This is a genomic window from Bifidobacterium sp. LH_419, from assembly GCF_056356955.1.
The window spans coordinates 12260-35304 of record NZ_JBKEVG010000002.1; the positions used below are offsets into that span (position 1 = coordinate 12260).

15 protein-coding genes, 1 pseudogene and 1 riboswitch are annotated in these 23045 nt (G+C 67.8%); of the genes and pseudogenes, 6 read left to right on the forward strand and 10 right to left on the reverse strand.

Annotated elements, in window-relative coordinates:
- The first annotated feature begins 1 nt into the window (after nucleotide 1).
- A complete protein-coding gene (locus AC1AYX_RS02650; protein WP_476502056.1) occupies nucleotides 2-802 on the forward strand; it encodes an FAD:protein FMN transferase in 801 nt (266 codons plus the stop codon).
- 79 nt (nucleotides 803-881) lie between these two features.
- Nucleotides 882-2186, forward strand: coding sequence for a ferric reductase-like transmembrane domain-containing protein (locus tag AC1AYX_RS02655; RefSeq protein WP_476502057.1), 1305 nt, complete (start codon nucleotides 882-884; stop codon nucleotides 2184-2186).
- 85 nt (nucleotides 2187-2271) lie between these two features.
- On the opposite strand, the gene AC1AYX_RS02660 is transcribed toward AC1AYX_RS02655, so the two are convergent.
- The 3 genes from AC1AYX_RS02660 to AC1AYX_RS02670 all read right to left on the reverse strand — a co-directional run bounded on the left by AC1AYX_RS02660 (nucleotide 2272) and on the right by AC1AYX_RS02670 (nucleotide 6315).
- A complete protein-coding gene (locus tag AC1AYX_RS02660) occupies nucleotides 2272-4605 on the reverse strand; it encodes an energy-coupling factor transporter ATPase (protein WP_476502058.1) in 2334 nt (777 codons plus the stop codon).
- Nucleotides 4606-4614: 9 nt separating this feature from the next.
- Nucleotides 4615-5217 (reverse strand): ECF transporter S component, encoded by a 603-nt coding sequence (locus AC1AYX_RS02665; protein WP_476502059.1) that lies wholly within the window; start codon nucleotides 5215-5217, stop codon nucleotides 4615-4617.
- Nucleotides 5218-5224: 7 nt separating this feature from the next.
- Nucleotides 5225-5378, reverse strand: a riboswitch (FMN riboswitch).
- A gap of 151 nt (nucleotides 5379-5529) precedes the next feature.
- On the reverse strand, nucleotides 5530-6315 hold the full coding sequence (locus AC1AYX_RS02670; RefSeq protein ID WP_476502060.1) for a nitroreductase family protein: 786 nt from the start codon (nucleotides 6313-6315) through the stop codon (nucleotides 5530-5532).
- Between the two features lie 154 nt (nucleotides 6316-6469).
- Here AC1AYX_RS02670 and ppgK point away from each other — a divergent pair, with 154 nt between their 5' ends.
- Nucleotides 6470-7237 (forward strand): polyphosphate--glucose phosphotransferase, encoded by a 768-nt coding sequence (ppgK, locus tag AC1AYX_RS02675; RefSeq protein WP_476502061.1) that lies wholly within the window; start codon nucleotides 6470-6472, stop codon nucleotides 7235-7237.
- A gap of 87 nt (nucleotides 7238-7324) precedes the next feature.
- Nucleotides 7325-8551, forward strand: a complete 1227-nt coding sequence (locus AC1AYX_RS02680) for a pyridoxal phosphate-dependent aminotransferase (RefSeq protein ID WP_476502062.1) — start codon at nucleotides 7325-7327, stop codon at nucleotides 8549-8551.
- Nucleotides 8552-8600: 49 nt separating this feature from the next.
- Here the strand turns inward: AC1AYX_RS02680 and AC1AYX_RS02685 are convergent, their stop codons facing one another.
- From AC1AYX_RS02685 to AC1AYX_RS02695, 3 genes and pseudogenes are all read right to left on the reverse strand, one after another.
- Nucleotides 8601-9410 carry an ATP-binding cassette domain-containing protein gene (locus AC1AYX_RS02685; RefSeq protein ID WP_476502063.1) on the reverse strand — a complete coding sequence of 270 codons (810 nt, stop codon included), beginning with the start codon at nucleotides 9408-9410 and terminating at the stop codon, nucleotides 8601-8603.
- A gap of 184 nt (nucleotides 9411-9594) precedes the next feature.
- Nucleotides 9595-11261, reverse strand: a pseudogene (locus AC1AYX_RS02690) (aryl-sulfate sulfotransferase).
- Nucleotides 11262-11415: 154 nt separating this feature from the next.
- Nucleotides 11416-13587 carry a hypothetical protein gene (locus AC1AYX_RS02695; protein ID WP_476502064.1) on the reverse strand — a complete coding sequence of 724 codons (2172 nt, stop codon included), beginning with the start codon at nucleotides 13585-13587 and terminating at the stop codon, nucleotides 11416-11418.
- A gap of 134 nt (nucleotides 13588-13721) precedes the next feature.
- Between AC1AYX_RS02695 and AC1AYX_RS02700 the strand changes: the two genes are divergently transcribed.
- On the forward strand, nucleotides 13722-17132 hold the full coding sequence (locus tag AC1AYX_RS02700; protein WP_476502065.1) for a tetratricopeptide repeat protein: 3411 nt from the start codon (nucleotides 13722-13724) through the stop codon (nucleotides 17130-17132).
- A gap of 30 nt (nucleotides 17133-17162) precedes the next feature.
- Here the strand turns inward: AC1AYX_RS02700 and AC1AYX_RS02705 are convergent, their stop codons facing one another.
- Nucleotides 17163-18305, reverse strand: coding sequence for an Mrp/NBP35 family ATP-binding protein (locus AC1AYX_RS02705; RefSeq protein WP_476502066.1), 1143 nt, complete (start codon nucleotides 18303-18305; stop codon nucleotides 17163-17165).
- 114 nt (nucleotides 18306-18419) lie between these two features.
- Here AC1AYX_RS02705 and AC1AYX_RS02710 point away from each other — a divergent pair, with 114 nt between their 5' ends.
- Nucleotides 18420-18635 carry a DUF6199 family natural product biosynthesis protein gene (locus AC1AYX_RS02710; protein ID WP_476502067.1) on the forward strand — a complete coding sequence of 72 codons (216 nt, stop codon included), beginning with the start codon at nucleotides 18420-18422 and terminating at the stop codon, nucleotides 18633-18635.
- 9 nt (nucleotides 18636-18644) lie between these two features.
- On the opposite strand, the gene ligA is transcribed toward AC1AYX_RS02710, so the two are convergent.
- From ligA to AC1AYX_RS02725, 3 genes are all read right to left on the reverse strand, one after another.
- A complete protein-coding gene (gene ligA, locus AC1AYX_RS02715; RefSeq protein WP_476502068.1) occupies nucleotides 18645-21383 on the reverse strand; it encodes an NAD-dependent DNA ligase LigA in 2739 nt (912 codons plus the stop codon).
- A gap of 83 nt (nucleotides 21384-21466) precedes the next feature.
- A complete protein-coding gene (locus AC1AYX_RS02720; RefSeq protein WP_476502069.1) occupies nucleotides 21467-21949 on the reverse strand; it encodes a hypothetical protein in 483 nt (160 codons plus the stop codon).
- Nucleotides 21950-21989: 40 nt separating this feature from the next.
- Entirely contained in the window at nucleotides 21990-22973 is a 984-nt protein-coding gene (locus AC1AYX_RS02725) for a cation diffusion facilitator family transporter (RefSeq protein WP_476502070.1), read from the reverse strand.
- Between the last annotated feature and the right edge of the window lie 72 nt (nucleotides 22974-23045).

Consider the following 23045-nt stretch of genomic DNA (forward strand, 5'->3'; position numbering starts at 1 on the left):
CATGACGTCCACCGCCATCGCCTACCACGCCACGGACGACGGCATGCTGCGCACCGCGGTCTTCCACCTCATGACCATGCCGTTCACGCTGCGTCTGAGGCGCGCCGACGAATCCATCCTGCGCGGGGCCGCCGAATCATGCCGTGAATTCCTGTCGCACGTGGACCGCACGTTCTCGCCGTTCCGCGACGATTCGCTCACCTCGCGCGCCAACCGCGGCGACTGGAGCGGCCTGCTCGACGACCACGACTTCCACGAGGTCTATGCGCGTGCCGCCATGGCCGCCGACGTCACGCACGGCCATTTCCGTGCGATGCGCGACGGACACTACGATCCGGTCGGCCTGGTCAAGGGGTGGGCCATCGAACGCGCGTTCACGCGCTTCCTGCGCCCGCTGCTCGACTCCGGGCGCGCCGAGGCGGCCGCGCTCGGCGGCGGAGGCGACATGCAGCTGGGCGTCGCCTCCGACAGCGATTACGTCTGGGGCGTCGGCATCGAGGATCCGCGCGACGCCGGCATGCTCGCCGGCACCGTGCGTCTCGCCGACGGGGCGGTCGCGACCAGCGGCACGTCGAAACGCGGCGAACACATCGACCGGACGGCCGACGACCTCATCCAGGCCACCGTCATCGGCACGCATCTGACCGACGCGGACATGTGGGCCACCACCGCCATCGCCGCCGGACGCGAGCGGTTCGCCGATCTCGTCGCCGGGGAATCCGATTCGCTGTTCTCCGCATTGCTCATCGACCGGGACGGGGCCAAGCACACCGTCACGCCGCATCCCGCATCGGCGGCGTGACGGCGACCGCGACGCCGCTTCATCCCAACCACAATCACCGCTACCTAGCGAACCCGCATATCGAAAGGACATCGCAACCATGCTGCGACGCATCACCACATCCACCGCCCTCGCCTGGGTGGTGGCGCTGTTCGTCATCCCGCTGCCGTTCCTCGCCGCGCTGAGAGCCGGAATGCCCGCGTTCTTCGCGGACATGTCCGCCGGCATCGGCATCGGCGTCGTCGCGTACGTGTGGATGCTCACCGCCGTCTACCTGGCCGGACGGCCGCGTTGGGTGGACCGCACGGTGGGTCTTCCCCACATGTATATGATCCACGGCGTGCTGAGCCTGTTGGCCATCGCGCTCGCGTTCCTGCACGCCAACCTGCTGCCCGCAGAAGGCCTGACCAAACTGTTCGGAGGCGCCGGCCTCTACCTGTTCATCTTCCTCGCCGTCTACTCGTTGGTGTTCATGGCCGGATGGCTGTCGGCCCGCGTGCGGTGGGTGGCCTCGCTCAAGCGCGCCTTGGAACGGGTGTTCCGTCATGAGTCGAGCGTGTGGATCCACCGTCTCAACCTCGTGGCCGTGGCGCTCATCTTCCTGCACGTGCAGTCCATCGCGTTCGTGCGCGACGATCTGCCGTTCATCATCCTGTTCGATGCCGCCACCGTGGCCGTGTTCGTCTGGTACGTGGTCTCCAAAATCCGCCAGCGCGCCGGTGCCGTCGCCGCCCGTGTGGCCGACGTGCGTCAGGTCGCGCCGGGCGTCACCGAGCTCACCCTCGACGTGCCCGCCAAGGACGCCCGATGGGAGCCCGGCGATTTCACGTTCATCCGCTTCCCCGAGACGAAGGGCATGCGTGAATACCATCCGTTCTCGATGATCAACACGGCCGTCGGCGCGCAGACGGGTTCCGGACTGGTGCCCATGCGCTTCGACATCCGCGCCGACGGCGATTTCACGCGCCGCATCGCCACGTTGCCCGTGGGCACGCCGGCGCTCGTGCAGCCGAGCTACGGCCGCTACCGTCGCTTCATCGACGAACATGCGGACGGCGCGCCGTTGGTCATGCTCGGTGGCGGCATCGGCGTGACGCCGCTGCTGTCGCTCATCGAGGCGTATGCGCCGACCGGCAGAAGCGTGACCCTGCTCTACGGCGCGCGCGGCGAACAGGACCTCGTGCATGCGGACGACCTGCGCGCGATGGACCACGACCACGCCAACGTGCACGTCACCCTGCGCGCCGGCGGCCGTTTCGAGGAGAAGGACGTCGCCGACGCCATGCGTCCGGGCGCGCTCTACCTCATCGCCGGCCCCTACGGGATGCTCAGGGCGTGGCGTGCGTTCCTGCTCAAGCGGGGCGTCAACGCCGACGACATCTACTACGAGCCGTTCGCGATGTGATTGCGATTGAGGCCGGGCATCGGTTCCCGTCGGCCGGTTCCCGTCAGGCCGGTTCCCGTCGGGCCGGTTCCGTCAGACGGAACCGTCAGGCCAGCACGGACAGCGCGGCGAGCGCGGCCAGATAGAGGACGAGCACGGCGGCGAACGCCACGTCGCGTGCGGCGACCCGCATCACGCGCCAGTGCGTGCGGCGGGCGCCCTCCTCATAGCAGCGGGCATCCAACGCAAGCGAGAGGTTGTCCGCGTGACGCAGCGCGCCGGCGAAGATCGGAACGATGATCGCCGTCATCGCCCTCACCCGCTGCGGGAGCGTCCCCGTCTCGATCGAACCGCCGCGCGCCGCCTGCGCGTCCGCCACGGCCTGCGCCTCCACGGCCAGCGTGGGGATGAACCGCAGGGCGAGGCTCAGCACGAGTGCGATCTCCTGCGTGTGCACGCCGAGCCGGTGCAACGGTGAGAGAAGCGAGGCGAACGCGTCGGTGATCGCGGTGGGGGTGGTCGTCGCGAGGAACACCGCGCCCAGGATGATGACGAGCGCGAAACGGCACGTGTACAGCACGGCCGTGGCCACGCCGTCGTCCGTCACGGGGATGGGACCCAACGTGAACAGCGTGTCGCCGGTGCGCACGAAGAACATGTTGAGCAGCCCCATCACCGTGAACAGGCCGAGGAACATCCTCACCGAGCCGAGTAGCCGTGCTGGTCTGATGCGTGCGGCCGTGGCCACGCCGGCGGTGAACGCCGCGCCGAGCAGCAGCTGCCATGCGTTCCCGATCGCGAACGCGGAGAACATGGCGACGAGGAACGCCACCATCTTGACGCGCGGGTCGAGACGGGCCATGGGGGAGGACTTGGCGGCGGTCCGGGCGCCGGCGCGTGGAACATCCCGTGAAACGTATTGTGAAACGCCTTGTGAAACGTCCTGTGGCGCATCCGCGCCCGCGGGGATGCCGAGCGCGTCGTGCGTTGTACCGGCATCGGACGCCGACAACGCCGCCATATCGACGATGCGGTCGGCCATGCGACGGGCCTCCTGATGGCTGTGGGTGACGACGAGGATGGTCACGCCCTGCGTCTTGAGCTCGTCGACGAGCCGGTAGATGCGTTCGCGCGCGTCCGCGTCAAGACCCGCGGTCGGCTCGTCCATGACCAGCAGCTTCGGCCTGCACGCGATGACGCCGGCGATGGCGGCGAGCCGCTGCTGTCCACCCGACAGATCGAACGGGGAACGGTCGGCGAGACCGTCCAGACGTGCGACCCGCAGCGCCCAATCCACGCGCTCGTCGATTTCGGTCCGCGGCAGCCGCTGATTCGTGGGGCCGTACGCCACGTCGTCACGCACCGTATCGGCGAACAGCTGGCGTTCCGGATGCTGCATGACGAGCCCCACCGTGCGGCGCAGCGCGGCGAGGTCGCGCCGTTTCGCCTCCTCGACGCGGATGCCGTCCACGATGATCGAACCGGAATCCGGCTTGGCGAGCGCGCACACGAGCCGCAGCAGCGTCGACTTGCCGGAACCGTTCGCGCCCATCAGCGCCACCGTCTCGCCACGGCGGATCCTAAGCGACACGTCGTCGAGGATTGGCCCGCCGCCGGCGTAGGCGTAGGAGACGTGGGAGACGGACAGCATGATGTCGGTGGCGTGGGAGTGCGTCGCCTGTCGCGGGACCACCCCCGCCCGTTTCGCGGGATCCCCCGCCGGCGGGAACGAAGGATGCGCGTCGTCGTCCGCCATCCGACCATGTTCGAGCCGCACGACGCGACCCGCCCGCGCGATCTCGTCCGGATGGTGCGTCACGTGGACGATGGTCGTGCCGGCGGCGTGCAGCTCGTCGAGCACGTCCATCACCTCGCGTCGTGCCAGCGGGTCGAGCATGGCGGTCGGCTCGTCGAGCACGAGCAGGCGTGGGCGCATGGCGAGCATGCCGGCGATGGCGGCGCGCTGCTGCTGGCCGCCGCTCATGCGGATCGGGTTCGCGCGGCGCATGTCGTCCAGCCGCACGGCGTGCAATGATTCGGCGATGCGCTCGCCGATGCCGCCACGCCCGTTGCCGTCGTCGCCGTCGCGCGGTATGCCGAGATTCTCCGGTCCGAACGCCACATCGTCCTCGAGCACGGTGGTGACGAGCTGGTCCTCCGGATTCTGGAACACGGCGCCGATGCCCCGACGGGCCGCACGATAGGCGTCCGCGTCGGGACCGGCGTCGGAGAAGACGGTATGTCCGAGCAGGATCACGGTGCCTGCGTCAGGCGCGGCGAGACCGGCGACGAGACGGGCGAGCGTCGATTTGCCCGATCCGTTCGCGCCGGTGAGCGCCATGTAGTCGCCTTCCCGTACGGTCAGGGAGGCGTCGTCGAGCGCCCAGGTGGCGCCGCCGTCGTAGCTGAAGCGGATGTGGTCGAGTTCGGCGAGGTTCACGGTCGTCGGTTACTTGTCGAGCAGCTTGGTGATCGGCTTGTAGATGAGGAACGTGACGACCGCATGGATTGCGAACTTGAGCACGTTGAACGGCAGCAGGATCGGCACGATCATGGCGGCGACCTGCGCGACGGTCATGTGCGCGTAGATCGGCGTGATGACGAGGTTGCCGAGGATGGCCGCGGCGAGCGCGACGACCGCGCCCACGACGATGCCGATGATCGCGCCCTTGCGCGTGCGGTCGCGACGGTAGATGACGGACGCGGGCAGCGACAGCGCGAGCGCGACGAGAATCGCCATGAGCGCACCCCACGGATCGGTGAACGCGTGCGGCAGGAAGCCGAGCACGGAGACGATGGCCGCGGCGGCCGGACCGAACGCGAAACCGGCGATGAGGCTCACGATGCCGGACGGATCGTACTTCAGATACGGGGCCGCCGGGAAGATCGGCAGTTCGATGAAGCTGGTGACGATCGCCAACGCGACGAACAGCGCGTAGACGGCGATGCGGCGGGTGGACCAGCGGCCGGAATCCGCGACGCCCGTGGCGTGCGTGCCGGTGGCGTGGTCGACCGTCTTGGACTGGAAATGATTATCAGAAGATACGCTCATGCCGAGCTCTCCGTTTCTCCCATCCGGACTATGACCGTTGGCTCCGGATTCGCACCGGATCGGCCGCTTTCGCGGTTCGCGGGCTTCCCGACGCCTCCCGTTGTGAATCCCGGGGGCCGGGTTACCGCCAGTAAGGAATCGCACCTTCCCTGAAACTGACAAGACACTGTATACGCGTGACCGTGGATTTCGCGCAAATCCCGTTTCACTGTGCGGAAAACCCGTCGCATGCGAAGCGGCCCTCCGCATGACGCGCGTGTCGATGCGGAGGGCCGTTGATACGGTCGTTTGGCGGTGATTCCGGGCGGGAGCCTACTTGTGCAGGAACAGGCCGCCGTCGCCCCACGCCCACCGGCCCTGGCCGGCACCGATCTGGAAGTGCAGCTTCGCGATGCCCAGATCGTTGAGCGCCCAATGCCCGTCGCCCGCGGCCGGATCGATGTGCGCGGCCGCCGTATCGTCGTCGGCATCGTAGGTGAACGTGACCGGCTGGCGGTTCATCGCGCTCGGCGCCTTCATCGCCGCCTCGACGCCCGCCTTGAACCATGCCGGCGCCGCCTCGCGCGCCTCGTCGGACATGCCGGCGGTGAACTCCTCATACGACTTCGTGGGACGATGCGTGCGCTGGAACTCGACGAGCTCCTCATACGACTTCGCCAGGCGCTCCACATGATGCTCCGGGTGGCCGATCACCACGGCGAGGTACAGCTCCTCGCCGTTGCGGATATGGCAATGCCTCGCCGCCTCCGCGCGGTCCCAGCTGCCCGCCACCCACAGGGTGCCCAGGCCCCTCAAGGTCGCGGCGAGCACGGCGCGCTCCGCGTAGAAGCCGGCGCGCTCCTTGGCCTCGGCGTCGTTCTTCGGGCCGACGATGGCCAGATAGTTCGCCGCGTTCCTGAGATGTCCGGAGGCGTTCGCCTCCGCGAACACCTCCGGGTGGTTGCGCACCAGCTGGAGATGCAGGTCTCCGAGGAGATTCAACGGCGCGAGGGTCATGTCGAGCTGACGGGCCGTGTCGTCGTCGATCGGTTCGTCGTCGTAGGAGCGGATGGCGGTGCGGATGTTCACCGCATCGATCAGTTGCGTGTGTTCTGCCATGCCTCCCATTATGGCACCGCATTATGGCACCGCACGATGCGGCGACGGTGCAAACGTGTGCGCGACATGCGGGCGTTCGTCCGCTGTTTGGGATGCGAGGGCGGTACGATGCAGGTAACGGTTAGGAAATCCAATACAAGGAGGAGAATCGACGATGATTGAAACCGCGCAGGCGTTCGGCATCGATATCGGCGGCTCCGGCATCAAGGCCGCACCCGTCAACCTGGAGAAGGGCGAATTCGCCGAACCCCGACTCAAGATCCTCACCCCCGAGGTGTCCACTCCGGACGCGGTCGCCAAGATCGTGCGCCAGCAGCTCGACCACTTCGAAGTGCCCGAATCCGCTCCGGTCGGCATCGCGTTCCCGGCACCGATCAAGCCGGGCAAGCCGCTCGACTTCATGGCCAACCTCGACCAGTCGTGGGTCGGCGTCGACGTGACCGCAGTGTTCTCCGAGGCCGCCGGCCGCCCCGTCACCGTCGTCAACGATGCGGACGCCGCGGGCCTCGCCGAACAGCAGTTCGGCGCCGCCAAGGGCAAGGACGGCCTCGTCATCGCCACGACGCTCGGCACCGGCATCGGCACCGCGCTCATCATCGACGGCGTGCTCGTGCCCAACACCGAGCTCGGCCACCTCATTCTCTCCGACAAGCACCCGGACGCGGAGAAGTACGCGGCCAGCTCCATCCGCGAGCAGGAGGACCTCGGCTACAAGAAGTGGGCGAAGCGCCTCACCAAGTACTACGGTCTGCTGGAGAAGTACTTCAACCCGGATCTGTTCGTCGTCGGCGGCGGCGTGAGCCGCAAGGCGGACAAGTTCCTGCCGTTCATCGAGATCAAGACCCCGATCGTGCCCGCCGCGCTGCGCAACGAGGCCGGCATCGTCGGCGCCGCTTACTACGCGAGCACCAAGCAGCACTGAGTCCGATCGCCGTCTTCCGAAGACGGCATGGGGCCGCCCGGATCCGTTCCGGACGGCCCTTTTCGTCGCCCGCGCTACAGTGGAGGCATGACCGTTCGATTCTCCTCCCGCGTGGACATCTCCGCGCCCAACCCGATTGCCGCCGCCGAAGCCGAGGCACGCGCGCAGGGCGTGACGCTCGGCAAGCTCAACGATTCCAACCCGACCAGGCACGGGCTCGCCCCGGCCGAGGTACCGGGGGAGTATACGGCGGAGCCGCGCGGGCCGCGTGCGGCGAGGGAGTCGCTGGCCCGCTTCCTCGGAAGCGGGAACCACCCCCAGTCCGCTTCGCGGACAGCCCCCGCCGGCGGGGGCCAAGAAGAAGGGGACATCGACCCGGATTCGCTGTACCTGCTGAGCTCCACGTCGCAGGCGTATTCGTGGCTCATCAAACTGCTGTGCGACGCCGGTGACGCGGTGCTCGCCCCGAAGCCCGGCTATCCGCTCATCGAATCGATCGCGCGCCTCGAATGCGTCGACACGATCGAATACCAACTCCAGTTCGACGGCTCCTGGTACATCGACACCGCCGCCATCGAGGAGCTGCTCTACTCGCAGGAGGGCGACCGCATCCGCGCGCTCGTCCTCATCAACCCGAACAATCCGACCGGCTCCTACGTGAAACCGGAAGAGCGCGCCACGCTCGTGCGCCTGTGCCGGGAACGCGGCATCGCCATCATCGCCGACGAGGTGTTCTACGACTACGCGCTGGAGCCGTTCGACGGCAACGCGCGGCTCGCGGGGGAGCCCGGCGCGCTCACGTTCGCGCTCGACGGCTTCTCCAAGATGCTCGCCGCGCCGCACGCCAAAGTCGGCTGGATCCGCGTCTCCGGGCCGGAGGACGACGTGCGCGAGGCGCAGCGCCGACTCGACGTCATCGCCGACGACTATCTGCCGATGAGCGACATCATCGCCGACCGGCTGCCCGAACTGCTGTCGGTCGCGCCGCACCAGACGGCGCGCGTGCGCGACCGTGTGCGCGCCAACCTCGCCACCCTGCACGCGCTGCTCGCACGCGACGAGCACGGACTCGTCGACGTGCTGCGCGCGGAGGGCGGCTGGAACGTGCTGCTGCGCGTACCGGCCGTCATCGACGAGAACGAGCTCGTACTCAGACTCATCGGGACCAGGCGTCTCACCGGACAACCCGGCTACTTCTTCGACATGACGACGAACGGCTATCTCGCGCTGTCGCTGCTGCCCGAGGCGGACGAGTTCCGCGCGAACGTGACGGCCGTGCTCGACACGGTCGCCGCGATGCTCGACCTCGGCTGACGGCGAACGTGACGGCGGCGACGGCTATCCCGATGACGGCGGACCGGTCTCACGCCGCCGACTTCGCCGCCTCGTAGCGTTTGCGAATCAGATCCATGTAGAAGGCGACGGCGTCGGCCGGGGAGCCGTCGAAGACCACGTGCTGCGCGTCGAGCACGAGCGTGCGGTCGATCGCGTATTCGGGGCGGACGATCATGTCCGTGTCATGCGTGGCGACGATCACCTGCTTGTCGTAGGTGAACAACGCCTCGGCCACATGGCGCGTGCCGATCTCGTCCAATCCCTTCGACGGCTCGTCCGCGACGATCGCCGCCGGGTCGAACGCGAGCGCCGCCGCGATGGCGAGCAGATGGCGCTTCTCCGAATCGAGCTCCGCCGCCTTCGCCTTGCGCAGGCGCTGCAGGCCGAAATGCGCGAACAGGTTGCCGATGCGCGCCGCGCGCTCCGCGTCCGCGATCTTGTGCTTCTTCAACGATTCGTCCACCGCCTGCGTGATGTCCTGCGCACGGTAGAACACGTTCGGAATCTCCTCGCGGCGCACCTTGCCCACCCATTCGTCGACCGTCCTGAGATCCTTCTTCGACGAGGTGTCGAGCGTGGCGGCGGCCGGATCGGTCCGGTCGCCGCCGGTGATCGTGACCGTGCCGGCGGACGGCTTGAGCGAGCCGTCAAGCAGGCCGAGCAGCGTGGATTTGCCGGAGCCGTTGAGGCCGATGATCGCGACGCGCTTCTCGCCGATCGTCAGGTCCGTGGGGTTCAGGCCCACGTGGCCGTCATCGTAGACGTGACCGGCGCCGGAGAGCGTGAAGGTGAGCGACGCCGGCTTCGCGGCGGGTCTGCGGGAAAAGAAAAAGCCCATGCCGCCTACTGTAGTAAGTGGCATGGGCCGATGCGCCTTGAGGGGTCGCGTGGTGCACCCCCTCAGTCCGCTGCGCGGACAGCTCCCCCTAAAAGGGGGAGCATCCCACTGTTGCGCCCCCTTTTAGGGGGAGCTGGCGGCCGGAGGCCGACTGAGGGGGCCGGAGCTGGGGTGGATCGGGCCGTCAGGCGAAGTAGAAGCCCTTGAAATCGTAGTGGTAGACGCGGTAGATGTAGCCGGTGGACAGGGCCATCTTGTACTGCGCCTGCAGGTTGCCGGCGTCGTCGTACACGCCGAGCACGCCCTGCATGCCCGTGTCCACCAGGTTGATGGAATCGGTGATCTCCTGCGAGGAGCTCACGTACGGGGAGTACGGCACGTCGAACGACTGTACCTCGGTGTACGTGCCGGCCTTCTCGTCCACTAGGTACTTGCGGAACTGGGAGCGGGAGTCCGGGTCCTTCGAGCTCTGCGCGGTGGAGATGCCCTTGATCGTCGTCCAGTCGAAGTCGGGGCGGGTCATCGCGTAGCCGAAGTTGTTGTCGAACATGTAGATGTAGTACTGGCCGTCGGGCAGCGACGGGTCCTCCTCGTAGGTGATCGAGTGCTGGCCGCCCGTGTCGCCGAAGTCGCCCATCTTGGTGAGGAACGACTTCTTGTAGGAGGTGCCGTCCCACACGGTCGGCTCGCCGATCATCCAGTCGAGCTTCGGCGTGCCCTCCACGTCGTCCACCTTGATGATGGTGGGGTCTCGCGCGCGGAGAACAGCGCGGAGCCGTCGGGCAGCAGCTGGATTGTGTTGAAATGGATCCAGTCCCAGCGGTTCGTGGCGGTCGGGTCGGATTCGTCGATGCCGGAATGGTCGGTGGACGCCTTGTAGTCGGGGAACATGTCGCCGAAGTCGATGAGCTGGGTCACCTTGCCGGTCGTCGTGTCCACCTTGATGACCTGGTCCTGGACCGCGTGGTCGGAACGGGTCAGATCGGTGGCGAGGGACACGATGTTGCCGTCCGAATCGAGCGCGTAGTCGTGGTGGAGGATGAACCGGTCGCCCAAGTCGATGATCTTCTCCAGCTTGCCGAGACGGTTCATGCCGACGAAGTGCTTCGTCGAGGCGGAGAACCACATGAGGCCATTGTCGTCGAACAGGAGACGGTGCGAACGGTAGTAGAGCACCGGCACCTCGCCGCGCAGCACGCCGTTCACGTCGTAGTAGTACATGAAGTCCTGGTCGTTGGAGTCGTTGCCGAGAATCGCGTACAGGCCGTTGCCGAGCGCCTGCGTGGCCTCGCTCGTCGGCTCGACCGGCTGTTCGAGCCGCACCTCCTCCTCGCCGAGGATCTTCGCGCCCTTGTGCGTGATCTGCTTGGTGGCGACGGTCGCGCCGGACGAGTCCTTCAACGTGAGCGTGATCGTGTTCTTCACGTTCGGGATGAGGCCGAGCACGAGGAACTCGTGCGTCGTCGCGTAGTCGTCGCCCTGTTCGGCGGTGGCGGAGAAGTCCGGGTATCCGGCCGCGCTCACCGTGTAGGAGACGCTGGTCTTCTGGTCCGTCGTGAAGTAGACGTACAGGGACGTGGTGTTCGTGCCGTACGGGTTCTCCTCGACGAACGGGTCGTCGAGCGTGGCGGCCGACTTGTCGCGCGCCACGGCGAGGTTCTCGTCGGCCATCTTCTGGTAGTCGGCGGTGTAGATGTTCTCGATGCGCGCGTTGAGTCGTTCGACGCGATGCTCCTTGATCGCCGCGTCGACGTTGTCCTGCGTGACGAGGCACAGGCCGCATGCGACGGCGAGTGTGACGGCTGCCGCCACGATCTTCAATACGAGATTGCTGTTTGCTGTTCGCTTCATTGTGATGATTCCGGCTTTCTGGCTGCGGACGCTATTGCACACTGACCCACTCAGTATTATGCCCGCGCCCTTGGAATTCTTGGGGTTCCACTGGGATTTGCCTGAAAGTCGAAGGTCCGGCGCCGCCTCCGATGGGAGGGGAGGGAGGACCGCGTCAGAGCGTGAACCAGGTCATCACGTCGTGGAAGAGACCCGGGCTCGTGCCGATCATCTGATCCTGCCTGCCGGGCGTGAACAGGCACAGCACGTTGACCAGCACCGTGGCGGCGAGCACAGCGAGCACGACGACCCGCACGATCCTCGTCCCGGTGGAGGCCGGCGCGGAGCCGTCGCCGGCGCCGTTCACCGCCCGCAGCAGGCCGGGCAACGCCGCCAACGCGAACAGCCATCCGAAATCGCCCATATAGCGCCATCCCAGGCCGGCGCTCGACGCGTCGAACACGGTGATGAACAGGGCGAGCACCGCCGCGGTCGCCATCACCGGCATGAGGGGGGAGAGGTGGGGGCACCGCATGAGGAACGGCAGCGCGAACACGGCGAGCAGCAGCGGGCACAGCACGAACAGGCCGCCGACCATCGGCTCCGCGAACGCCCATTCGCCGAGCGGCGCGGGGGAGAGCGCCACGAACGGGAAATCACGCACGATCCTGAGCGGCAGGGCCAGATAGTAGCCGACCATCGCGGGGATGTCGGCGATCGGCTGCCGGAACGTCGTCATGTCCGTCACCGTGAACTGGTAGTCGTTGCCGAATTCGAGGAACGAACCGAAACGGGCGTGGTTGTAGGCGGCGAGCGGCAGCAACGGGACCGCCGCCGCGGCGAGCACCACGAGCGGGGCGCGCAGCGCGTGCCTCACGCGCACGCGGCGCGCTTTGAGATTCGCGGCCATCGCGCGGATCTGCGGCCAGAACAGGGGGAAGCCGAGCATCGCGGCCAGACAGAACGTGGGGCGGCAGCCGAAGTTCACGGCGATGAGACACGCGCCGAGCCCCAGCCGGGGCAGCGACAGCTCCGGCGCGCCGTCCATGCGCCACCGGTCGGCGGGATTCAACGGACGTTTCACGGTCGAAGCGCCCACCCATAGCCACAATCCCGCGGCGGTGAACGCGAGTGAGGCCGCGAACGGCACCGAATAGAAGTTCGTACGGTAGGCGAGATACGGGAAGTCGGCGGCCAACGGCACGAACAGCAGCATCATCGACGTGGCCGCGAGCGACGTGCGCGGCGCGAGACGGGCGATCAGACGGATCGTGAGCAGCCAGACGAACACCAGCGCGACGAACATGAGCAGGTGGACGGCCGCCGCGCTTGACAGCATGCGGCCGGTCAGCGCACGGTAGGGGGCGAACAGGACCGCCGCCGGAACCACGCCGAAATACGAATACCAGTGGCCGTCGTAATACGCGTAATCCCAATAGATCGGACTGACGCCCCCGGCGAGCAGACGCGAACGCGTCGCCACGTCGTACGGGTCCGGGGCGGCGGCGAGCGCCTCCGGCACGATGAGATCGAGCGAGACATGGCCGTTAAGGAGCGCGTCGGCGAGATGGCCGTACTGGTCGATGTCGTACGTGTAGCCGCCGGGCTGGTGGAACGACAACGGCGTCGCGTAACGCATCTGCCAGATCACGTTCACGGCGGTGCATACGGCGAACGGGGCGACCAGACCGGCGAACGCGAGACGCTGCGCGCGGCTCGACGGGTCGAGCGCGATCCGCCACAGCCGTGAGCCGGGACGCCACAGCGCGACCGCCAGCAGCGCGGCCAGCATGAGCGCCACACGCGCGGGGCTGAACGAGAACGGGATGCGCACGTTCGCGCGGATCGCCTCGATCGGGATGACCGAGCCCTTCGCCTCCTGGACCCATACGCGCATCACGCCGGAGCCGGGCGCCTTGAGGAACAGCGAACGCGGCGAGGCGGGCGACACCGACACCGACCGCGTCGCCGTCGCGTCGCCGTTTTCGGCGTCGTCGCCCGCGGACGAACCCGAGACGAACGAGGCGCGCAGATGGATGACGCGAAGCGCGTCCTGCTTCGGCTCCAACGCGTCCACGCGCGCATAGTCCGACGAGCCGTCCGCCTTCACCTCGAGCCAGGCCGCCGTCGGATCGGTGACGCGCAGGAGCCCCGTGTCCGTGCGTTCGAGCCCCGGTCCCATCGTGTTCTCGTAGGAGGCGGAATCGGTGCTCGCCCCGAGCGTGCGCCAGAACGGCAGATTGAACCCCACGCATTCGACGGCGAGCACGACGAGTACGGCGGCGATCACGGCGACGGCCGCGCGGCGGCGCGAACCCTTGGCGAACGGATGGGGAAGATGAGGCACGCGACCATTCTATAGGCAGTTATTCTCAGGGCTTCACGACCGGCTCCATGTCGGGTTGCGTTGGAACAATGTGAGGCATGTCAGTACGCAAGTCACACCACCACGAAAGCCCCTCGGAACCATGGAAGGCCGCGATGGGGCGGGTACGTGGGCTTGCCAGGCGCCTGACGCGTTCGGGCCGGGGGATGCTCGAATCCGCGGACCCGTTCGGCGCGACCATCGACAAGGCGGCGCAGGAGGCGGCCGCCGCGGGATTCCTGCGTGAATCGTCCGGGACCCGCACCGAAATGGACGTGGCGCAGGAGCTCGCCAGCCATTCGCGCCGTCTCGGCCCGCTCGTCAAACGTCGCCAACTCGACTTCGACGACGTGCCCGGCCGGCTCACGCTCGGCTGGGCGCAGCTGCCGTCGAAGGCCGGCCTCGGCGGCAACGGCGCGGGCGCGGGCTTCTCGCTCGGCGTGTTCGCCGACCGCGACCACTTCTCGCAGATCGCCTACGCGGACGGCAAGGGACGCGTGTATGTCGGCACCGAGATCGGCATGGACGTCCAGGGCATGGAGCCGCGGTTCATGCTCACCCGCGAACCGCGGCGCGACCGGGTCGGCGGCGGCATCGTCGGCCGCGACGACACGGGACGTCTGACCTGGCTCGCCTCATGGCGGCGCGACGGCCGGGACGGCACCTACACGCTCGAGCAGATGCGCTACCCGCTGCGCCGCGACATGCGCGAAGGCCTTGAATTCCGCGACGCCGTCGCCATCGCGTTCTTCGCCGCCTACATGCTGCCCCAGATGCGCGGCATGCTCGTCGGCTTCGGCGCGGGCAACATCTTCCGCCGGCTCAACCGCGAGGCGCCGATGGGCGCGATCCGCCGGTCCGTGCGCGACATGCTCGAAGTGCGCGCGCACGGCATGCGCGTCTCCGGTCTCGAGGACCATTTCGCCGAACTCATGCACGAGGCCGGCGCGCTCGACGAGGCGCCCGGACTCGAGGCCGTGCACGGCGCGGAACCGCTGCACCTGTACACGTCCAGCTACTCCGGCTCCTACTTCTTCACCTGGGATTCGTCCCTGTCACTCGCGCCGGCGCTGCGCGCGCTCGCCATCGAAGGCAATCTCAACCGGTTCGCCTCGGTGAGCGCGTGGCTGGAACGCAACGCGCGCCTCGGCCTGGAACCCACCGAGGAGACGGTGACGCGCGCCCAGGCGGCCACCATCGACCTGAAACTGCTCGACGATCCGGCGCTGATCGCGCTCGGCACCGACGACGCCGACGGCGACGACGACACGGCGGCCGGCGCGCGCAACGCGGTCGACGGCGCGGCCGCGGGACGCGACGCGCGGATGGACCGCGAAGCCGACCACAACGCGATGACCTCGCTGGTGCGCGAGGCGCACCGCATCGCCCGCCACATCGGCGAGCAGGCGGGCGAACACGGCGACACCGGATCGGAATGGGTGTACCGGCAGAGCATGGCGCTGCTCGTGCGCCGCCTGCGCCTGCCCTACCGCTTCGACGTGGAGATCCGCTCGAACCTCGCGGCCGGACAGGTGGCGGTCGGATTCACCACGGCGGGCGTGTCGATGATGCCCGCCACCCGCTACGACGAGGCCGACCACCGCTGGGTGTCGCTGAGCGAGAGCGAACGCGCCGAGATGAGCGCCGCCTACAACCTGCGCGTCGGCCTGATCATGGCGGCGATGAGCTTCGCCGCGAGCGACAAGGTGCGCGAGGTGTCGCTGCACGTCGACTCGCTCGGACTGGAGGAGGCCGTCTCCGAACAGGATTCCGCCATCGAGGCGATGATGAGCGAGGCGCTGGGGGCGTTCGAACGCATGCACACCGGCGGCATGGGCGCGGTGCGCGGCAAGGCCGAGCCGAAGGACGGCGACTTCCACGGCGATCCGACGCACACGCCGGTGCATCCGGTCTCCGACGCGGCGCAGCCGGGCGCGGACGTCCAGGCGCCGTCCGGCGACGCGGGGGAGGAGACGGACGGCGACGACAGCATCGAACGCCGGTTCGAGGACCTCATGCAGGGCGTCGACATCGACGAGACCGCGTTCGCGATGCCCGGCGACGGCAGGGACGACGGTCGGAACGGCGACGCGTTCGGCATCGCCGCGACGGACGGTGACGCCGGCGACGCGGCTGCCGCGGGCGTCGCGGGCGACGATGCGGATCCGGATGATGACGACGATCCGATGAGCGTGCTCAAGCGCAATCCGACCGTGCGCAACCTCGCCACCGTCACGTTCACGCGCGACGCGTTCCTTGCCCGCATCGGCGAGGACGCGCTCGACCATCCGATGGACACGTACCGCATGTTCGACGCGGTGATGGACGTGGACGGCGACGGCGCGCTCAAACCCGTCGACGCCGGCTTCGACCTGCGCGACCAGCGGTTCGCGCCCGCCGGCGCGCAGGAGCAGCCCGAATCCTCCGAACACCGGTTCACACCCGCCGCGGCGCGCGTGCTCGGCACGCCGGACGCGGTCGGACTGTCGATCCAACGCGTCGACCTCCTGCAGCGCGCCGAATCCGACTTCCACCGTCTCGCCTCCGACGAGACGACGCCCTCCGTCGCGAAGGCGAAGGAGGCGATGCGCATCGTCGACATGATCGGCGACCCGGAGCTTTCCGAACAGGCGCCGAACATCACCAGCGCGCTCATCGACGGGCGCGACACGCCTCCCGTCACGATGGCCATGGCCGACGAGCTCGACCGGGAGCGGCTCAAGGCGCGCGACCTGCTGTTCGGCGGACAGGTGGACCAGGCGTTCGAAACCGCGGAATCGGCGATCGGCCGGCTCGACGCGCTCTACGCGAAGGGCGACGGCGTGCCCCGCTACTTCAACTCGTATGCGGAGCGCGTGATCTACAACCGGCTGTTCGCCACGCCGGGGGAGCGCACCGTGCTCATCCCCGACAACCTGTTCTACGCGCACATGGAGCTTGCCGACGTGCTCGCCCAGATCAAGGGTGCGAAGGCGTCGCTCAAACACCTCAACATGATGGTCTCCTACGCGCCCGCCTACCCGCTCACGCATCTGAAGCTCGCCGTGCAGCTGGCGCGCAGCGAGGATTGGGATTCGGCGCGCGCCGCATGCCTCAACGCGCTCAACGTGGCGCTCGACCGCGACGACGCCGCGTTCGCCTACTACCGTCTCGCCTACGCGGAATGGATGCAAGACCGCTTCGACACGGCCGTGGCCGCCTACCTGATGAGCGACCACATCGCACCCGGTCAGATCGGCTCTCTGGAAAGCGAACTGCAGGAGCTCGTCGCCCGCGCCGACTCGCAGTGCATCCGCGTGCCGGAAAGCGTGGAGGACGCGGCGCGCGTGCTCGCCGACCACGATCTGCCCGTCTGGCCGCACACCGAGGTGGCCGGCATCGTGCGCGACGCGGCGCGCATCACCGTGGACGAGGGCCTGTTCGTGCCCGCGCGCACGTTGTCCGTCGCCGCCGCCCGCATGAACGACGACGAGAACAACGGCATCGACGTGGTGCAGGCCCAGTTCATCCGTTCGCTCAACAACTGAGCGAACGGGTCACGCGGCTGAGCGAACGAATCACGCGGCCATCAGCCGCTCGGCCAGCGCCTTGAACTCGGGGCCGACGCCGTCCGTCCTCAACGCGCCGTCCGCGTCCAGTACGGCCGGGCGGCCCGCCTCGCCGGTCTCGCGCAGCTCCGGTTCGAGCGGCAGCTGCGCCATCAGCGGCACGTCGTAGCCGAGCGCCTCGGTCAGCTGCTCGCTCACGCGCTCGCCGCCGCCATGGCCGAAGATCTCCAGCTTCTCGCCCTTGTGCTCGTAGAAGCTCATGTTCTCCACGACGCCGCGCACCTTCATCGGCACCTGCAGCGCGACGAGACCCGAGCGCACGGCCACGTCGGACGCGCTCGGCTGCGGCGTGGTCACGACCACGAGCTCCGCGTTGGGCAGCGCCTGCGCCACCGAGATCGCCATGTCGCCGGTGCCGGGGGCGAGGTCGAGCAGCAGCACGTCCGGTTCGCCCCACCACACGTCGGACAGGAACTGTTCGAGCGAACGCTGCAGGCGCGGCCCGCGCCACAGGATCGCGCGGTCCGCGCCGGCGAACATGCCGATCGAGATGAGCTTGACGCCCCACGCGGTGACGGGCATCAGCATGCCGTTCAGGTTCGTGGGCTGCGTATGCACGCCGAACAGGCGCGGCAGGGAGAAGCCGTAGATGTCCGCGTCGATGGCGGCCGTGTCGTAGCCGAGCGCGGCGAACGTGGCGGCCAGGTTCGCGGTGACCGACGATTTGCCGACACCCCCCTTGCCGGAGGCGATCGCGAAGATGCGGGTCTTGACGCCCGGCTTGTTGAACGGGTTCTGCTTGCGTTCCGCCTTGAGTCCGGCGACGAGGTCGTCGAGCTTGTCGCGGCTCATCGAACCAACCTCGATATGCGGGGTGAGGTCCGCGTCCGGATAGGAGGCGACCGCGCCGTTGATCTGGTTCGTGATGGTCTCGCTCAGCGGGCAGCCAGGCACGGTGAGTTCGACGTGCACGGTCACGTCGTAGGCGTCTCGTGCGTCGGCCGCGGTGCCGTCGTCGTTCCGTGCGGCGGCGGGCGTCGCGTCGATCGCCGCGATCATGCCCAGGTCCGTGACCGAACGCCCCAGCTCCGGATCGATGACCTTGCTCAGCCTCTCGTAGATCGCCGCCTCGATGTGCCTGCTGTCCGTCAACGCGTCCTCCTCTTGTCGCCGTATCGTCGTTATGCCGCACACCAGCGTAGCGTGCGGCCCCACGGCATGCCAGATATATCATGGAATGTACACACGGGAGAAAGGAAGCCGGCGATGATTATCCTGCAAGTGGCTGCACTCGAACTGGTGTTCGTCGCCGCCGGCGTGTTCCTTCTGTGGAAGCCGGAACTGCTGTGGCGTCTGGAGCATCTGCTGGACGTCAAAGGTGGCGAGCCCACCGATTTCGCCTTGGCGTGGATCCGGCTGTCCGGTGTGGCGCTACTGGTGATCGCCATCGTCCTGCCGTTCCTCATGCTCGCCGTGGCGTGAGCTTCCGGCCTACTCGATATCTGCGGGTTCCTCGATTTCCGTGGCTCGGACCTCGCCGGTCTCCAGCAGGATGTGGAACTGGGCCTCGTCGAGCATGGGGATGCCGAGCTCCTCGGCCTTCGTGGCCTTGGAGCCAGCGTTCGCGCCGACGACCACGTAATCGGTCTTCTTGCTGACGGACCCGGCCGCCTTGCCGCCGCGTTCGAGAATCGCCTCCTTCGCGGAGTCACGCGAATAGCCTTCCAACGAACCGGTGACGACCACCGTCTTGCCTGCGAGCGTCTGCGGCAGCGTGCTCTTCTCGGCGGCCGCGACGCCCACGCCGGCGGCACGCCACGCGCGCAGCGTCTCGCCGCGCCAGTCACCGGGCTCCTTCGCGGCAGTGAACCAGTGCACCACCGATTCGGCAATCTCCGGGCCCACGCCGTCGATCTGCGTGAGCTCGTCGACGCTCGCCTCTTCGATCGCGTCGAGCGAGCCGAGCGACGAGGCGATGAGCCGCGCGGTCGGCGGACCGAGCCGGCGGATCGACAATGCCACCAGCACACGCCACAGGTCGGCGTGACGCGCCTTGTCCATCTCGTCGAACATCTTGCGCGTGTTCTCCGCCGGGCGGACGACTACCGGCACGTCGGTCTCGCCGGCACGCGTCTTTTTATGCTCGACACGCACGACGACCGCGTCGGCCGGCACGTCGTAGTCCGGGTAGGCGGTCACGGTCACGTCGTCGGCGGTCGTCGTCGCGCCGGCGCGCGCCGCCAGCTGCTTGGCGGTGAGCTTTTTCGCCGGCGCGGGGGCCGTCCAGAACGCGGGCACCTGATGCCACAGTCCGGAACCGCCCACGCGCTTGCGGGTCCTCTTCTTGCGCCCGTTCGCGCCGACGGTCTCGTGGATCTCGATGATTGGCGCCTCACGCCACACGCGCACGTCGCGCAGGTCGGCGGCGGTCAGCGCGAACAGTCCGGCCTCGCTAGACAGCACCGGTGTCTGGCGTTGGGGCAGTTCCAGTCCCTCGACCGGCTCGTACGGTTCCGGCTCCTCGCCGGGCTTGACGAGGATTTCGGTGATGTTCGGCGCGTAGGTCGCGACCGAATCGGGGCGGTTCTCCTCCGGGTTCGTGAGCGCGATCGCCGACTGGTCGCCCAGATGCTCGATGTCGAACGCCTTGCGCGAGGCGAGCGAGATCACGCGTTCGGTCAGCTGCGCCGGGCAGCTTTCCACGTTCGGGCAGCGGATATCCTTGTCGCCCTCCTTGGCGGGCGCGAGCTTCGCGCCGCACGAGGGGCAATGCTCCGGCATGACGAACTCGCGCAGTTCGCCTTCACGCCCCTTGCGGCGTTCCAGCACGGGCCCGACGAGTTCCGGAATCACGTCGCCCGCCTTGCGCACGACGACCGTGTCGCCGATGAGCACGTTCTTGCGCTTCACCTCGGACGGGTTGTGCAGCGTGGTGCGGGCGACCGTCGAACCGGCCACGTACACGGGCTTGAGGATCGCGACCGGGGTGACGCGGCCGGTGCGGCCCACCTGCACGGTGATGTCGAGCAGTTCGGTGTTGACCTCCTCCGGCGGGTACTTGTACGCGATGGCCCAGCGCGGCGCGCGCGAGGTCGCGCCCAGCGTGCGCTGCAATGCGAGGTCGTCGACCTTGACGACGATGCCGTCGAGCGCGTGTTCGATGTCGCCGCGGTGTTCGCCGTAGTAGTCGATCATCGCGAGGATCTCGCTGAACGACGTGACGGTGCGGTTGTGCGGCGAGACCGGCACGCCCCACTTCTCGTAGAGGGCGTACGCCTCCGACTGGTCGTCGACCTGGTCGTGCTTCCCGGCGGCGTTCGCGCCCCAGCGCAGCGTGCCGAGGCCGTGCGCATAGAAGCTCAGACGACGGGTGGCGGTGATGCGCGGGTCCTTCTGGCGCAGCGAGCCGGCGGCCGCGTTGCGCGGGTTCGCGAACGGTGCGCGGCCCGCGTCCTCCTGCTCGCGGTTGAGCTCGTGGAAGTCGTCCCAGCGCATGAACACCTCGCCGCGGATCTCCACGAATTCGGGGATGTCGTCCTTCTCGCCGCCTAGGTTCGCGGGGATGGAGCCGATGGTGCGCACGTTCAGGGTGATGTCCTCGCCGGTCACGCCGTCGCCTCGCGTGAGCCCCTGTTCCAGCACGCCGTTGCGGTAGATGAGGTTCAATGCGAGGCCGTCGATCTTCACCTCGCAGCTCATCGGCAGCTTTTTGCCCTCCGGCCAGTCGAGGTCGCGGATGACCGAGTCGTACCAGTCCCTGAGCTCCTCGATGGAGAACACGTCGTCGAGGCTCATCATGCGGCTCGGATGGCGTACGGACGTGAAATCGTTCGAGAACGTGCCGCCCACCCGGTGCGTGGGGCTCTGCGGGTTGTCGAGCGCGGGGAACGCGGCCTCCAATCGTTGCAGGCAGCGCAGTCGCGCGTCATAGGCGGCATCGGAGGAAACCGGCGCGTCGTCGATGTAGTAGGCGATCTGGTCGGATTCCACCCACGCGGCGACGCGCGCCCACAGGCGCGCCGCGTTCTCCGCGTTCAGCGTGTTGACGTCGAGATGGTCGAGACGGGTCGCGTCCGCGTCAGTGGGGGTCAGGGCGGCGATCCACGCCTCGCTTCCGGGCGTGAGATGCGTAATGCCCTCGTCGGCGACGATGGTCGGCGTCGTGTCGCCGGATGCGCCGTCGCCGGCCGTCATCGCGTCGAAATCCCATGAAAGCTGCTCGTCCGTCATATCCCCGCCTTGGCCGTGTCCGATGGTTTCCGCATCGATTCTACCCGGACGCGGAAGGGACCGGTGGGGATGTGCCGGACGGGTCAGGCCTCCTTCGTGCTGAGGAGCAGCAGGATGCCGGCGACCATATTGAGGAAGATCAGGTCGCAGACGGCGAAGGCGGTGGTGTTGGCCTTGGTGCCCTTGTAGACGCCCCAGCTGTGGACGGTCATGGGAATCTCCCAGGCGAGCGGGATGATCAGCCAGCCCGTGAGGATGGTGGTGACGAGGTTGAGCACGAAGGCGACCAGACGCATGGTCCGGTCGGAATCGGTCATCGCATAGCCATAGCCATAGCCGTAGCCGTATCCGTATCCGTAGGCGGGCTGGCCGTACTGGGGCTGGGCGTACGGGGATTGGCTGTATTGGGGCTGCCCGTAGGTGGAGGCGTACCCATAGTTCGGTGTCTGCTGCCGGGCCTCATATCCGGGGTTTGGCTGGTACGGCTGTTGCGCGCCGTACTCCGGTTGTGATGGCGTCTCCTGGCCGTAGGGCGTCTGCGGCTGCTGGTCGTCGTTGGTCATCATATGGTCCTTTCGAGGGTGTCGACGGATGATCGGTCGCGGTTCAGTGCTGGGCGCGCCAGATATCCGGTTCGACGTAGATCTCCCATTCATACCACGGCAGGGCGGTGCGGATGCTCGTCTCGATCTTGTCGACGGTCTGTACGTCGTAGTCGCGGTCGAACTTGTCGGTCTCGACCTTGATGCACAGCAGCACCGCGTCCTCGTCCATGTGGATGGCCTGCATGTTGATGAGCCGGTTCACGCCTTGCGTGCCCTCGACCGCCTCGACCAGCATCTCGCGGGTACGCGGGTCGATGTCCTCGCCGATGAGCAGCGAACCGGATTTGAACGCGAGCGCCGCCGAGCCGCACACCAGCACGAGGCCGACCATGAGGCCGCCGATCGCATCATAGAGTTCGTCGCCGGTCGCGATGGACAGTCCGATGCCGAGACCTGCGAACGCGAGGCCGATCAGCGCGAGCGTATCCTCCATCATCACGGAGGCGAGTTCGGCGGACTTGGTGCGACGCCAGAACTTGACCAGCGAATCGCTCTCCACCTTGACGCGCTTCATGCGTTCACGCGCCTCGTGGATGGACGTGTGCAGGCCGTAGCCTTCCAGGCAGGCGGAGACGCCCACGACGACGAGTGCGGCGACGAGCTCGATGGGCTCCGCCTCGCGCGGCAGGGAGCCGTCGATGAGCCCGGTGAGCTTGGACGCCGCCTGGGAGACGGCGAACACGCCGCCGACGAAGAACAGGAGCGTCGCCACGATGAAGCTCGCCAGATATTTGATGCGGTGCAACCCGAACGGATGGTCGCCGTCCGACTTGTGGTCGGAGGTCCGGTCGCCGATCATCAGCACGATCTCGTTCGCGCAGTCCGCCACCGAATGCACGGATTCGGAGAACATGGACGACGATCCGGTGAACGCGGCCGCCGCGAACTTCGCGAGCGCCACGCCGATGTTCGCCGCCAAAGCGGCCTTCACCGCCGCTCCTGCCTTGGTCTTCCCGTTCTCAATGGTCTTGTCGTTGTCTGCCACGGTTATCCTCTCCTCAGGATGCGATTGTAGACGCGTGACGCCCGTGACGGCGCGTTCCCCGCGGCGTTGCGG

Bases quoted from the DNA above. Each gene is read 5' to 3' on its own strand.
- AC1AYX_RS02650 (WP_476502056.1), top strand. From the start codon at position 2: ATGACGTCCACCGCCATCGCCTACCACGCCACGGACGACGGCATGCTG.
- AC1AYX_RS02655 (WP_476502057.1), top strand. From the start codon at position 882: ATGCTGCGACGCATCACCACATCCACCGCCCTCGCCTGGGTGGTGGCG.
- AC1AYX_RS02665 (WP_476502059.1), bottom strand. From the start codon at position 5,217: ATGAGCGTATCTTCTGATAATCATTTCCAGTCCAAGACGGTCGACCAC.
- AC1AYX_RS02670 (WP_476502060.1), bottom strand. From the start codon at position 6,315: ATGGCAGAACACACGCAACTGATCGATGCGGTGAACATCCGCACCGCC.
- ppgK (WP_476502061.1), top strand. From the start codon at position 6,470: ATGATTGAAACCGCGCAGGCGTTCGGCATCGATATCGGCGGCTCCGGC.
- AC1AYX_RS02680 (WP_476502062.1), top strand. From the start codon at position 7,325: ATGACCGTTCGATTCTCCTCCCGCGTGGACATCTCCGCGCCCAACCCG.
- AC1AYX_RS02685 (WP_476502063.1), bottom strand. From the start codon at position 9,410: ATGGGCTTTTTCTTTTCCCGCAGACCCGCCGCGAAGCCGGCGTCGCTC.
- AC1AYX_RS02700 (WP_476502065.1), top strand. From the start codon at position 13,722: ATGGGGCGGGTACGTGGGCTTGCCAGGCGCCTGACGCGTTCGGGCCGG.
- AC1AYX_RS02710 (WP_476502067.1), top strand. From the start codon at position 18,420: ATGATTATCCTGCAAGTGGCTGCACTCGAACTGGTGTTCGTCGCCGCC.
- ligA (WP_476502068.1), bottom strand. From the start codon at position 21,383: ATGACGGACGAGCAGCTTTCATGGGATTTCGACGCGATGACGGCCGGC.
- AC1AYX_RS02720 (WP_476502069.1), bottom strand. From the start codon at position 21,949: ATGATGACCAACGACGACCAGCAGCCGCAGACGCCCTACGGCCAGGAG.